Raw genomic sequence first — 12,442 nt, forward strand, 5'->3', positions numbered from 1 at the left:
TCACCCTCTCCGGGGGAGAGAGGAATGATCGCGGGTTGCTGGGGAGCGGTCCGCTCGATTGCGCAGCAAACCGCGAGCCTGTCCCCAAAGCCCCCCTCTGCTAGAATCCGCCCCATTCCCTGCCAGAGACTCTCCCATGAGCGAGCCGATTCGTCTGACCCAATACAGCCACGGCGCCGGTTGCGGCTGCAAGATTTCTCCCCAGGTGCTGGAAGTGATTCTGGCCGGCAGCGGCGCGCAGAATCTCGATCCGAAACTGTGGGTCGGCAACGCCTCGCGCGATGACGCGGCGGTGTATGAAATCGATGCCGAGCGCGGCGTGGTCTCAACCACTGACTTCTTCATGCCGATTGTCGACGACCCGTTCGACTTCGGCCGCATCGCCGCAACCAACGCGATCAGCGATATCTACGCCATGGGCGGTGATCCATTGATGGCGATTGCGATCCTCGGCTGGCCGGTGAACGTGCTGGCGCCGGAAGTGGCCCGGGAAGTGATTCGTGGTGGCCGCGCGGTGTGTGACGCGGCGGGTATTCCCCTGGCCGGCGGGCATTCGATCGATGCGCCGGAGCCGATCTTCGGCCTGGCCGTCACCGGTCTGGTGGAAAAACGCCACATGAAGCGCAACGACACCGCCACCGCCGGTTGCCTGCTGTACCTGACCAAACCCCTGGGCATCGGCATCCTCACCACGGCGGAGAAAAAGGGCAAATTGCGCGCCGCCGATGTCGGTGTGGCCCGTGACTGGATGTGTACCCTGAACAAACCCGGCAGCCGCTTCGGCAAACTCGCCGGGGTGACCGCCATGACCGACGTCACCGGTTTCGGTCTGCTCGGGCATCTGGTGGAAATGGCCGACGGCAGCCACCTGACCGCGCGCATCGCCTATGACCGGGTGCCGCGTCTGGCGAGCGTCGAGTATTACCTCGAACAGGGCTGCGTGCCCGGCGGCACCTTGCGCAACTTCGACAGCTATTCGAGCAAGCTGGGGCGCCTGCAGGAACTGCACAAACGTGTGTTGTGCGATCCGCAGACCAGCGGCGGCCTGCTGATTGCCGTGACCCCCGAGGGTGACGCCGAATTCCTCGCCGTGGCGGCCGAACTGGGCCTGGAACTGGCGCCGATCGGCGAACTGGTCGAGCGACAGAGCAACGCGGTCGAGGTGATTTGATGTCCGTCGATTTCACCGATTACCGCGACATTTTTCTCAACGACCGGCCGCTGATGGATGCCCGCGCGCCGATCGAGTTTCACAAGGGCGCGTTCCCCGGCGTGGTCAACCTGCCGCTGATGAACGACATCGAGCGCCAGCGCATCGGCACCTGCTACAAGCAGCACGGACAGCAGGCGGCGATCGAGTTGGGCCATCAATTGGTGTCCGGCGCGGTCAAGGCCGGGCGCATCCAGGCCTGGGCCGATTTCGCCCGGGCGCATCCCGATGGTTATTTGTATTGCTTTCGTGGCGGTCTGCGCTCGCAGATCACCCAGCAGTGGCTGCGCGACGAAGCCGGCATCGACTACCCGCGTATCGGCGGCGGCTACAAGGCGATGCGCAGCTTTCTGATCGACACCCTCGACGATGCCGTGGCCCAGTGCGATTTCGTGCTGCTGGGCGGCATGACCGGCACCGGCAAGACCGAGGCGCTGGTGCAGTTGCGCAACGGCCTGGACCTGGAAGGCCATGCCAATCACCGGGGTTCGAGCTTCGGCAAACGCGCCACCGGGCAGCCGTCGAACATCGATTTCGAGAACCGTCTGGCCATCGACATCCTCAAGAAACGAGCGACCGGCATCGAGCAATTCGTGCTGGAGGACGAGAGCCGGGTGGTTGGCAGTTGCGCGCTGCCGTTGCCGCTGTATCAGGGTATGCAGCAGTACCCGATGGTCTGGCTGGAGGACAGCTTTGAACATCGGGTGGAGCGGATCCTGCGTGATTACGTGGTGGATCTGTCGGCGGAGTTTTGCGCCGTGCATGGCGAGGCCGGTTTTGCCTTGTTTGGCGAGCGTCTGCTGGCGAGCCTGAACAATGTGCAGAAGCGTCTCGGCGGCGAGCGCCACCGACGGATGCTGGTGTTGATGGAAGAGGCGTTGGCCGAACAGGGCCGCACGGGCGCGGTGGACCTGCACCGGGGCTGGATCGAGGGACTGCTGGGCGAGTATTACGATCCGATGTATGTGTTCCAGCGCGAGAAGAAGGGCGCGCGGATCGAATTTGCCGGGGAGCGGGAGGCGGTGATCGAGTATTTGCGGCAGCGGGTGAATCAGAAGGGTTGAGGGTGATTTCCCTGGCGCCTTCGCGGGCTTGCCCGCGAAGGCGCCGGATCAATCACTGCAACACTCAAGTCGGGCAGGTTTCCTTGCCGTGATCCAGCCCCTGCTTGTAGCTGTGGCTCTGCAGGCTGGCCTTGCCGTTGTGCCAGGTCAGGGTCAGCACGTACAGCGAGTCATAATCACCGGACGCCCAGTCATCGGTGATCTGCTGCTTCTCGCCCACCGCTTTGCCGGCGACCTTGTTGATCAGTTCCGGCAGGTAGCCGTGGGACCAGGCCGTGTAGATGGTCGAGTTGTGGTACTTGTCCTCGAGCAGCTCGCGGGCCAGGTCGCTAGTGTCGTTGGCGGAAAACTCGATGTTCACCGGCAGGCCCAGTTTGATCGCGGCGGGGCTGATGGTCATCAACGGGCGAATGTAGCTGTAGGAGTTGTCCAGTTCGCCTTCCTCGACATTGCGCGTCGGGTTGGCGGCGAACACGTAATCGGCCTTGCCGAATTTCTCCGGCAGCAGCGTCGACAGATCAATGGCGCGGTTCAGGCCCTGGCAATTGAGCTGACCCAGGCCGCCGGCCGGTTTCTCTGCGTGACGCAGGAACACCAGGGTCTGGGTGCCGTCCACCGGTTGCGCGCGGCTTTCGCTGGATTCAAGCGACAGGAACAGCGCACTGGCGGCCAGCAGGGCGGGAAGGGTCACGCACGCGCGGTGTTTGAAGCGTTTGGCGAATCTCAAAAGGTTCGTCATCTATAAGGTTCTTCAACGTATTCGGTTAAGGCTGACAAACCTCTGCACCACGGGCTCCCGGCGCCGGGGTGGTTTCCATGTCGTGAAGCGCGTCCATTGCAAAAGGACTAGCTCAGAGTCCCCAAAGGCCGTTTTGGTTCGATTGAACCGGTGCGCGGCACTTTAGCGGCCGTGGCAAACGGCTTGGGCGCAGGTTAGCGACAGGATGTTGCGGATTTAAGTAAACCGCCCCGGCTCGCTTAAAACATCCCGAGCCAGGGCGGGCGATCATGGATTATGCTCGGGCCTTTAATTTGTGACTGGATGCTTCCCATGACTGATCTGTCCGCGTTCCCGATCAATAACAAATGGCCCGCGCAATACCCAGACTGGATTCAGCTCTACTCCCTGCCGACCCCCAACGGCGTCAAGGTTTCGATCATGCTCGAAGAGATCGGCCTGCCTTACGAGCCGCACCGCGTCGGATTCGACACCAATGACCAGATGTCCCCCGAGTTCCTGTCGCTGAACCCGAACAACAAGATCCCGGCGATCCTCGACCCTCACGGTCCGGACGACAAACCGCTGCCCCTGTTCGAGTCCGGCGCGATCCTGATTTATCTGGCGGACAAAAGCGGTCAGTTGCTGGCCCAGGAAGGCGCGCTGCGCTACGAAACCATTGCCTGGCTGATGTTCCAGATGGGCGGCATCGGCCCGATGTTCGGTCAGCTCGGTTTCTTCAACAAATTCGCCGGCAAGGATTACGAAGACAAGCGTCCGCGTGATCGCTACGTCGAGGAAAGCAAACGCTTGCTCAAAGTCCTCGACGGCCGCCTGGAAGGACGCGACTGGATCATGGGCGAGCGCTACACCATCGCTGACATCGCGACGTTCCCGTGGGTACGCAACCTGATCGGTTTCTACGAGGCCGGTGATCTGGTCGGGATCAAGAACTTCCCCAACGTGACCCGGGTGCTGGAGCGCTTCCTGGCGCGGCCGGCAGTGGTGAAGGGGTTGACCATTCCTTCGTAATCTCCGCTGCCGCACGTCCTGCGACAGCCCGAAATCGCTGTGGGAGCGGGCTTGCCCGCGAAGGCGGTGGGTCAGTTAGATAAATACTGACTGACACCACGCATTCGCGGGCAAGCCCACTCCCACAGATCGTCTGCAGGTCTGAAAGATTGTTGCGCAGCCGGTAATGCACTCTTGATTGATCCAGGTTTGTACGCCAACCCCCGCAAGGCATAAGCTGCGCCCCCTACGACTTTCGTCTCGTCCGCCGTTTTTCAGGAAAGGCCCCATGTCCAGTCAGTTCCCCGAAGCACGTCCACGCCGTCTGCGCCGCAATGCGAGCCTGCGCAGCCTGTTCCAGGAAACCGAGTTCACCCTCAACGATCTGGTGCTGCCGATTTTCGTCGAAGAAGAGATCGACGACTTCGTGCCGATCAAGAGCATGCCCGGCGTGATGCGCATTCCCGAGCGCAAGCTGGCCAGCGAAATCGAGCGTTATGCCCGGGCCGGGATCAAGTCGGTGATGACCTTCGGCGTATCCCATCACCTGGACGGCAACGGCAGCGACACCTGGCGGGAAAACGGTCTGGTGTCGCGCATGTCGCGCATCGCCAAGGACGCGGTGCCGGAGATGATCGTGATGTCCGACACCTGCTTCTGCGAGTACACCGATCACGGTCACTGCGGCGTGATGCACAACCATGAGGTCGACAACGACCAGACCCTGATCAACCTCGGCAAACAGGCCGTGGCGGCGGCCCGTGCCGGTGCCGATGTGATCGCCCCGTCGGCGGCGATGGACGGCCAGGTGCAGGCGATTCGCCGGGCGCTGGACGAGGCCGGATTCACCCAGACCGCGATCATGGCCTATTCGACCAAATTCGCCTCGGCGCTTTATGGGCCGTTTCGCGAAGCCGGCGGCAGCGCGCTCAAGGGCGATCGCAAAAGCTACCAGATGAACCCGATGAACCGCCGCGAAGCCCTGCGCGAATCCTTGCTCGACGAGCAGGAAGGCGCCGACGCGCTGATGGTCAAACCGGCCGGCGCGTATCTGGACATCATCCGCGACATCCGCGAGGCCTCGAACCTGCCGCTGTCGGCGTATCAGGTCAGCGGCGAGTACGCGATGATCAAGTTCGGTGCCCAGGCCGGCGCCATCGACGAAGATCGCGTGGTGCGCGAAAGCCTCGGCGCGATCAAACGCGCGGGCGCGGACCTGATCTTCACCTACTTCGCGATGGACCTGGCCCTGGCCGGCATCTGACAGCGCCACACAACCTTGTGGGTGTCAGGGGCAGGCAAAGAACGGCCTGATCCCGTGATCCCGGAAATAGCGCTCGATCACCTTCGGATCGGCGCTGTTGTCGGCAATCGCCACATAGGTGTCCGGGCGCAACAGGTAGAACCCGTTGCGCCCCAGTCCCGCCGTTTCAAACGCCGGGCGCCAGTCGAACACATGCAGCGGCAGATGATGCTCGTGGCACCAGGCGATCATCTCGTCGCTGGTGTCGCCGTACACATGCACCTGCCAGCACGGTTGGCGCAGCGGTTCGTAGTTGTCGCCTTCACCGTCATGCGCCCAGGGCAAACGGTCGCCGCCGTGGACATGGCCGGCCACTCCCTGACTGAGCGTCATGCCCCGATAGTTGAGGGTGACCTGTGAAATGGTGCGGAACAGAAACTCGCGGCTCGCCTCGAACGAGGCCAGTTTCGGGATCAGGAACGGCGCCAGACGCGTGCGCAACAGGTCGGCCATGCGCCCGTCGGCGGTGACGAACGTGAACACCTTGTCGGTGGTGGACACCAGCCGCCGGGCGAAGGCGATGCGTTCGGTTTCATAGGTGTCGAGCAGTTTGGCCGTGGCGCCGCCGCTGAGCACGGCGGCGAGTTTCCAGGCCAGATTGATCGCGTCACCGATCCCGGTGTTCATCCCTTGACCGCCGGCAGGGCTGTGGACGTGCGCCGCATCGCCGAGCAAGAACGCCCGGCCGCTGCGAAAGTGATCCGCCACCCGATGATGCACGCGGTAGGTGGAGAACCAGTTGACCTCTTCGATATGGATTTTCAGGTGTTCGATGGCACGGCTGCTGACATCGGCGAATTGCAGGGTTTCGGCGCGCTGCGCACGCTCGTCGCGCACGGTGCCGATCAGCCGCGCGCGGCCTTCGCCGGCCAGTGGAAACACCGCGAGAAAGTCCGCTTCGTCCAGATCCACATGCAAATCACCATTGAGCGGCGGGCCGCTGGCCTGGACATCCGCCACGTAGAAAATCTGCTGGTAGGTGCCGCCGGGAAAACCGGTGTCGAGGGTTTTGCGTACCACCGAGCGGGCGCCGTCGCATCCCGCCAGGTAGCAGGCCTGACAGACTTCCTGACGACCGTCCGGCAAGCGCAGGTGGGCGGTCAGGCCGTCGCCGCTTTCCTCGAAACTTTCCAGTTCGGTGTTGCGTTCGACCACCACATCGTAGTCTTCCAGGCGCTCGATCAGCAGGCGTTCGTGTTGGTCCTGCGGGTAGATTTCGACGAATGAATAGGCGGTCAGGCCTTCGCCGATGCGGTTCAGGGGCAATTGCGCGACCTGTTTGCCCTTGACCCAGAAATTCGCCGCCGCCACCCGATGGCCGTTGCGTACCACCGTTTCGGCCAGATCCAGTTGGCGGTACAGCTCCAGCGTCCGCGCCTGCACCGCCAGCGCCCGGGAAGTCGTACCGGGCGCGGAGGTCTTGTCGATGATGCGCACGCGCACGCCCAGTTTGCTCAGCCACAGGGCCAGCACCAGTCCGGTGGGACCTGCGCCGATGATCAATACATCGCTGCGGTTCATGGCCTGTCCTCCTTTTGGTGTGCAGCAAGTATGGATCAGACGGCGCGGGCGGCCAGTCCATCGGACAGGCGAAAAAAAGCCCCCGGGGCGGTTAAGCGGCGGGGGCTTCTGATCTGGCGCTTTAGAAGTCGATGGTCCCCGACAGCTTCGCCACCCGTGGTTCGCCTTGGGTCAGGTAGCCACCGAGGGCCGATTCCCAGTATTTCTCGTTGGTCAGGTTGTCCACGCCCAGGCGCACGGTGACGTCTTTCTGCTCAACCTTGAAGGCGTAGCGCGCACCGGCGTCGAAGCGGTTCCAGGTCGGCAGGCTCAGGTTGTTCGCCGCGTCGGCGTATTGGCCGCCGGTGCGCAGCATCCGTGCATCCAGGGCGACGCCTTGCAGGCCCGGTACGTCCCAGTCCACGCCAGCGTTGAACTGGAAGGTCGGCACGCCGATCGCACGGTTGCCGTCGTTGGCGCCGTTCTGGGTTTTCTTCAGCTCGGTGTCCATCAGGGTCAGACCGCTGATCAGGCGCAGGCCTTCGATCGGCTCGCCGAACACGTTCATTTCCACGCCTTTGTTGATCTGCTTGCCTTCACGCACGTACTGCGCGGTGGTGGCGTCGATGACCTGGGTGTAACCGTCGCTCGGCTGCTCGATGCGGTACACGCCGAGGCTCGCGCCGTAGGTGCCCATGTCGAGTTTCACGCCTGCCTCAAGCTGCTTGGAGCGTGCCGGAGCGTAGGCTTCGTTGCCGTTGACCACCACGCGTCCGCCGGCCGAAGTCGGCGAGGTCGGGCCTTGTGCCAGGCCTTCGATGCGGTTGGCGTAGAACGACACGTGTTCCCACGGCTTGAAGACGATGCCGTATACCGGGGTGGTGATCGATTCGTCGTAGGCCGACTTGCGGCTGCCGCTGCCGTAACTGGCATAGTTGTAGCCCTGGACGACCATCTGCTGACGACGCAGACCGACGGTCACCAGCAGGCGATCGTCGAAGAAGCCGAGGGTGTCGGACACCGCGCCGCTGCGCACGAAGGTCTTGCCGGTGATGCCTGGATCGTTCAGGTCACCACCGGAGAAGTTGCCGGTCGGCGATGGGGTTTCCACCGGATGGTAGATGTTGTTGGCGTACTTGGTCAGGTCGAAATCGTAGGCGCTGCGCTGTTCAGTCCAGATCCCGGCGAGGCCGAAGTTCAGCTTGTGGCTGACCGGACCGGTCAGGAAGCGGCCATTGAGGCCGGCCATGGCGCTGGTGTTGTCTTCATCGTGGGGGATGAACGAGCCGGTGGTGGTCGCGTTGCCGAGGTTGTCGGTCAGGGTCGTCGAGTTATAGCGACCGACTTCACGGGTGTGCTTGGCACCGCCAGCGGCATAAGCGGTCCAGTTGTCGTTGAGGTCGTACTCGGCGCGGAGCATGCCGAAGGTGTCTTCGATGTCGGTGAAACCCCATTTCGGCGCGTAGTTGGTGTCGGCCGACGGCGCGTCCGGGATTTTGGTCGCGGTGCCGAGGAACACCGAGTTGCGGCCGCCATTCACCCGTTGTTTCTGGTAGGCGAAGTCGCCGGAAATCCGCAGTGCGTCACCCCGGTAGTCGAGGCCGATGGCGAACAGTTTCGAGCGCTGGTTCTCGTGGTCGATGCCGGTATCGCCTTCGCGTTGAGCGAGGTTGATCCGTGCGCCGAAACGGTTGTCTTCGCCGAAACGCTGGCCGATGTCCAGGTGCTGACCGAGACGGCCCTCACTGTTGATGTCGGTGGTGAAGCGGCGCAGCGGCACGTCGCCGGCACGCTTGGGTTGCAGGTTGACGCCACCGCCGATGCCGGAACCGGTCGGGGTCACACCGTTGATGAAGGCGTTCGGGCCTTTGAACACTTCCACGCGCTCCAGGGCGTCGGTGGAAATGATCTGTCGTGGCAAGACGCCGTACAGGCCGTTGTAGGAAATATCATCGCCGTTGAGCGGCAGACCACGAATCACGAAGACTTGTGCCTGGTTGGCATAGCCGACGGCCTGGCGTACGGAGGAGTCATTGAGTAGCACGTCACCGACGGTTTCGGCCTGCTGATCCTGGATCAGTTGTTCGGTGTACGAGGCGACGCTGAACGGCACGTCCATCATGTCCTGATTGCCCAGCACGCCCAATTGGCCGCCGCGTGCGACCTGTCCGCCGGCAAACACCGGGGGCAGGGCGTTGCTCGGTGTCGGGGCCTGGGCGTTGATGTTGACGTTGTCCAGCACCAGTTCCTGGCCGGCGCTTTCGGTGGCGGCGTGGGCAGTGACGGTCAGGGAGCACAGCAGGGCGAGCAGCGTCGGACGGAAAGGCACGTTGGATCGGGCAGGAGCGAACATTCAAGGTTCCTGATGGCGCGCGGCCAATGAGAAAAAATAGGGCAGCGCGGGAACTCCTTGCGCAAATGCGACTCCAGGCGCAAATGCTAAGTGTTCTCAGTAACGTTTTGCAATCTCTTTGTCATCACTCTGTTGGTGGAGGGCGCTTGTGGGCAGTCGCAAGGAACAGCTCTGGCTCGCGGGAGTCCTAGCCTGCGCGGCACCATTGATCGTATGGTGAACCCGGCTCAACGGACTGCAATTGGAGCATCAATGCACACCTCTCGATTACTGATCAGCCTCGCCGCGCTGCTGGCCCTGGCCGGTTGCGCCGGCCAACGCAATGGCGAACCCGCGCCGCGTGCGCCCGCCGAGGTCAAGGCGCAGATCGTGCGGCTGATGCCGGCGAAGGCTGCGGATCGCCAGGGCTGGGCCACCGACATCTACGCCGCGTTCGCCGCGCAGAACATCAGCCCGACCACGCAGAACCTGTGTTCGGTGCTGGCCGTCGCCGAGCAGGAATCGACCTTTCAGGCCGATCCGACGGTGCCGGGGCTGGGCAAAATCGCCCGCGACGAAATCGACCGCCGCGCCGCCAAGGTGCATATCCCCAGCCTGCTGGTCAGCGGTGCGTTGCAAGTGCGTTCGTCGAACGGCAAGACCTACAGCGAACGCCTGAGCGCGGCGCGCAGCGAAAAGGAATTGAGCGCGATCTTCGATGACTTCATCGGCATGGTGCCGATGGGGCGCACGCTGTTTGGTGGGTTCAACCCGGTGCATACCGGCGGGCCGATGCAGGTCAGCATCGAATTCGCCGAACAGCACGCCAAGGATTATCCCTATCCGGTGGACGGCACGATCCGCCGGGAAGTGTTCAGCCGTCGCGGCGGCCTGTATTTCGGTATCGCCCATTTGCTGGGTTATCCGGTGAGTTATCGCGAGCCGCTGTACCGATTCGCCGACTTCAACGCCGGTTGGTACGCCAGCCGCAATGCCGCATTCCAGAATGCCGTCAGCCGTGCCTCGGGAATCCCGTTGGCGCTCGACGGCGACCTGATTCGTTATGACTCGATCATGCCCGGCAGCACCGAACTGGCGGTGCGAACCCTGGGCAAATCATTGGGCATGCGCAATCCGACCATTCGCGATCAACTGGAGAAGGGCAAAACCCTGGCATTCGAAGACACCCGACTCTACAAGCGAGTGTTCGAGTTGGCCGAGCAGGCCGAGGGCAAGTCATTGCCGCGCGCGGTGCTGCCGGGGATCGTCCTGCAAAGCCCGAAAATCACCCGCAAACTGACCACCGCATGGTTCGCCAAACGGGTGGACGAGCGCTACCGGCGGTGCATGGCCAAGGATTGAGGAGGCAAAAAAAGACGTAAAAAAACCCGGCTGACGGGAGCCGGGTTTTTTCTGGGTTGCTGCGGTAAAGCCATTCATTCAGGCAACGCGGCGGTCGATCAGACGATCCGAGCCACCTTCGGCGACGCGACGTTCCAGCAGACGATCCGAACCACCTTCAGCGACGCGGCGTTCCAGCAGACGATCCGAGCCACCTTCAGCGACGCGGCGATCGATCAGACGATCCGAGCCACCTTCGGCGACGCGACGTTCCAGCAGACGATCCGAGCCACCTTCAGCGACGCGGCGTTCCAGCAGACGATCCGAGCCACCTTCAGCGACGCGGCGTTCCAGCAGACGATCCGAACCACCCTCAGCGACGCGGCGGTCGATCAGACGATCCGAGCCACCTTCAGCGACGCGACGCTCCAGCAGACGATCCGAACCGCCTTCGGCAACGCGGCTTTCAATCAGGCGATCCGAGCCACCTTCGACGACAACCGGTTGGGTGGAAGTTGCGGCAAAAGCGTTAACTGCAAAAAGCGAGAAAGCGATGCTGAGGAGGGTTTGGCGTTTCATGATCGTGTGCTCCGGGGTGTTTTGGTTGGTATGGAGCAGATGTTACGCCCGGGATTTTTTATGAGAACTTCATTGCCATGATTGTGAACATCGATGGCAATGATGGTTTATCGGCGAGCCCTGCGTCGGGGGTGATAAAGACTCACCTCGTCAGTTGGCGCGGCCCGGACTCCTGTTAATGGGCTACAACTGATAGAGCGCCGGGCGGGACCGCGCGAATCGCCGCAGCGGTCGGCAGCCAATCGAGGGGGACACATGTATCAACTTTACGGGCACAGGAATTCAGGTGCGGCGGCCATCGAGGCGGCGCTTGAGCTGTGCCAGATTCCGTACCGCTTCATCGATATCGAAGTTTCCACCGAGGCCGCCGAGGCGCTGGCCCGACTCAACCCGCTGAAACAGATCCCGACCCTGCAACTGCCCGATGGCAGCGCGATTACCGAGAGCGCGGCGATCCTGATCCACCTAGGTCTGAGCTTCCCCGAATCCGGCCTGCTGCCAACAACGGCCGCCGAGCGCGACCAGGCCATTCGCGGCATGGTGTACATCGTCAGCAATTGCTACGCGGCCATCGGCGTCATCGACTATCCCGAGCGCTGGCTGGTGATGCCGGATGAAGCATCGCGGCAAAACCTCATGGCTGGCGCCCGCGAGCGGCTGTATTGGACCTGGGAAGTGTTCTCCGACCAGTTCTCCGCCAAGTTGTACCTGGGCGACGAGACGCCGGGAGCGCTGGATGTGCTGGCGGCGGTAGTGACGCGCTGGGCCGGCACCCGTGAACACCTGCGCCAGACCCGCCCCGGTTTCCACGCCTGGTTGCAGCGCATCGACCAGCATCCGGTGCTGGCGCCGGTGTTTGCCCGGCACTGGCCTACCTGAACAGCCCAACAACCCGGCGGGAGCCGGTGTGCAGTCTCACTCCCCGCGAATGTACTGTTCCAGTTGCTTGATCAGTTCTGCCTGTTCGGCAATCGCTTCCTTGACCAGGTCGCCGATCGACAGCAGGCCGAGCAGTTTTCCGTCTTCGACCACCGGCAAGTGACGCAGACGCTTGTCGGACATGATGCTCAGGCAGGTGTCGACGGTTTGGCGGGAGTCGACGGTAATCACCGGTGACACCATGATGTCGCGTACCGGCGTGCCCACCGACGAGCGGCCGTGGAGCACCAGTTTGCGCGCGTAATCGCGTTCACTGATGATGCCCACCACTTCGTTGTTTTCCACCACCAGCAGGGCACCGACGTTCTTCTCGGCCATTTTCATCAGCGCCTCGAGCACCATATGACCGGGCTGGATCTGGTGTACTTCCTGATTCTTCTGATCTTTGAGCTTGAGCAGTTGGGCGACGGTCTTCATGGCGGTTACTCAGGTGTTGTCGTTGTTC

Annotated in this window: 11 protein-coding genes; 6 read left to right on the forward strand and 5 right to left on the reverse strand. The window is 62.6% G+C overall.

Features of this window, described 5'->3' with window-relative positions; translation table 11 throughout:
• The first annotated feature begins 136 nt into the window (after nt 1–136).
• Nucleotides 137–1,171, forward strand: a complete 1,035-nt coding sequence (gene selD, locus KVQ74_RS14020) for a selenide, water dikinase SelD (protein WP_217831678.1) — start codon at nt 137–139, stop codon at nt 1,169–1,171.
• Entirely contained in the window at nt 1,171–2,274 is a 1,104-nt protein-coding gene (gene mnmH, locus KVQ74_RS14025) for a tRNA 2-selenouridine(34) synthase MnmH (protein WP_217831679.1), read from the forward strand. Before selD ends, mnmH begins: the two co-directional genes overlap by 1 nt.
• A gap of 64 nt (nt 2,275–2,338) precedes the next feature.
• Here mnmH and KVQ74_RS14030 read toward each other — a convergent pair whose 3' ends face one another.
• Nucleotides 2,339–3,013 (reverse strand): histidine phosphatase family protein, encoded by a 675-nt coding sequence (locus KVQ74_RS14030; protein WP_217831680.1) that lies wholly within the window; start codon nt 3,011–3,013, stop codon nt 2,339–2,341.
• A 312-nt stretch (nt 3,014–3,325) separates the two neighbouring features.
• On the opposite strand from KVQ74_RS14030, the gene KVQ74_RS14035 reads away from it, so the two are divergent.
• A complete protein-coding gene (locus tag KVQ74_RS14035) occupies nt 3,326–4,024 on the forward strand; it encodes a glutathione S-transferase family protein (RefSeq protein ID WP_217831681.1) in 699 nt (232 codons plus the stop codon).
• 268 nt (nt 4,025–4,292) lie between these two features.
• Nucleotides 4,293–5,267: a porphobilinogen synthase gene (gene hemB / locus KVQ74_RS14040; RefSeq protein ID WP_217831682.1), complete on the forward strand. Its 975-nt coding sequence runs from the start codon at nt 4,293–4,295 to the stop codon at nt 5,265–5,267.
• A 24-nt stretch (nt 5,268–5,291) separates the two neighbouring features.
• On the opposite strand, the gene KVQ74_RS14045 is transcribed toward hemB, so the two are convergent.
• Together KVQ74_RS14045 and KVQ74_RS14050 are read right to left on the reverse strand one after the other, a co-directional pair.
• Nucleotides 5,292–6,827 carry an FAD-dependent oxidoreductase gene (locus KVQ74_RS14045; protein ID WP_217831683.1) on the reverse strand — a complete coding sequence of 512 codons (1,536 nt, stop codon included), beginning with the start codon at nt 6,825–6,827 and terminating at the stop codon, nt 5,292–5,294.
• A gap of 121 nt (nt 6,828–6,948) precedes the next feature.
• Nucleotides 6,949–9,159: a TonB-dependent receptor gene (locus KVQ74_RS14050; RefSeq protein ID WP_217831684.1), complete on the reverse strand. Its 2,211-nt coding sequence runs from the start codon at nt 9,157–9,159 to the stop codon at nt 6,949–6,951.
• A 252-nt stretch (nt 9,160–9,411) separates the two neighbouring features.
• Here KVQ74_RS14050 and KVQ74_RS14055 point away from each other — a divergent pair, with 252 nt between their 5' ends.
• A complete protein-coding gene (locus KVQ74_RS14055; protein WP_217831685.1) occupies nt 9,412–10,500 on the forward strand; it encodes a DUF1615 domain-containing protein in 1,089 nt (362 codons plus the stop codon).
• A gap of 78 nt (nt 10,501–10,578) precedes the next feature.
• Here KVQ74_RS14055 and KVQ74_RS14060 read toward each other — a convergent pair whose 3' ends face one another.
• Nucleotides 10,579–11,058 (reverse strand): phage infection protein, encoded by a 480-nt coding sequence (locus tag KVQ74_RS14060; RefSeq protein WP_217831686.1) that lies wholly within the window; start codon nt 11,056–11,058, stop codon nt 10,579–10,581.
• Nucleotides 11,059–11,313: 255 nt separating this feature from the next.
• Between KVQ74_RS14060 and KVQ74_RS14065 the strand changes: the two genes are divergently transcribed.
• Nucleotides 11,314–11,937 carry a glutathione S-transferase gene (locus tag KVQ74_RS14065; protein ID WP_217831687.1) on the forward strand — a complete coding sequence of 208 codons (624 nt, stop codon included), beginning with the start codon at nt 11,314–11,316 and terminating at the stop codon, nt 11,935–11,937.
• A 36-nt stretch (nt 11,938–11,973) separates the two neighbouring features.
• Here KVQ74_RS14065 and KVQ74_RS14070 read toward each other — a convergent pair whose 3' ends face one another.
• Complete coding sequence (locus tag KVQ74_RS14070) at nt 11,974–12,414, reverse strand: CBS domain-containing protein (RefSeq protein WP_217831688.1); 441 nt, start codon at nt 12,412–12,414, stop codon at nt 11,974–11,976.
• Between the last annotated feature and the right edge of the window lie 28 nt (nt 12,415–12,442).

The organism is Pseudomonas botevensis, from assembly GCF_019145475.1.
GTDB classification, from domain to species: domain Bacteria; phylum Pseudomonadota; class Gammaproteobacteria; order Pseudomonadales; family Pseudomonadaceae; genus Aquipseudomonas; species Aquipseudomonas botevensis.

Coding starts and splice junctions, on each gene's coding strand:
- KVQ74_RS14055 (WP_217831685.1), top strand. CDS start 9,412: ATGCACACCTCTCGATTACTGATCAGCCTCGCCGCGCTGCTGGCCCTG.
- KVQ74_RS14060 (WP_217831686.1), bottom strand. CDS start 11,058: ATGAAACGCCAAACCCTCCTCAGCATCGCTTTCTCGCTTTTTGCAGTT.
- KVQ74_RS14050 (WP_217831684.1), bottom strand. CDS start 9,159: ATGTTCGCTCCTGCCCGATCCAACGTGCCTTTCCGTCCGACGCTGCTC.
- KVQ74_RS14065 (WP_217831687.1), top strand. CDS start 11,314: ATGTATCAACTTTACGGGCACAGGAATTCAGGTGCGGCGGCCATCGAG.
- KVQ74_RS14035 (WP_217831681.1), top strand. CDS start 3,326: ATGACTGATCTGTCCGCGTTCCCGATCAATAACAAATGGCCCGCGCAA.
- KVQ74_RS14045 (WP_217831683.1), bottom strand. CDS start 6,827: ATGAACCGCAGCGATGTATTGATCATCGGCGCAGGTCCCACCGGACTG.
- mnmH (WP_217831679.1), top strand. CDS start 1,171: ATGTCCGTCGATTTCACCGATTACCGCGACATTTTTCTCAACGACCGG.
- selD (WP_217831678.1), top strand. CDS start 137: ATGAGCGAGCCGATTCGTCTGACCCAATACAGCCACGGCGCCGGTTGC.
- KVQ74_RS14030 (WP_217831680.1), bottom strand. CDS start 3,013: ATGACGAACCTTTTGAGATTCGCCAAACGCTTCAAACACCGCGCGTGC.
- hemB (WP_217831682.1), top strand. CDS start 4,293: ATGTCCAGTCAGTTCCCCGAAGCACGTCCACGCCGTCTGCGCCGCAAT.
- KVQ74_RS14070 (WP_217831688.1), bottom strand. CDS start 12,414: ATGAAGACCGTCGCCCAACTGCTCAAGCTCAAAGATCAGAAGAATCAG.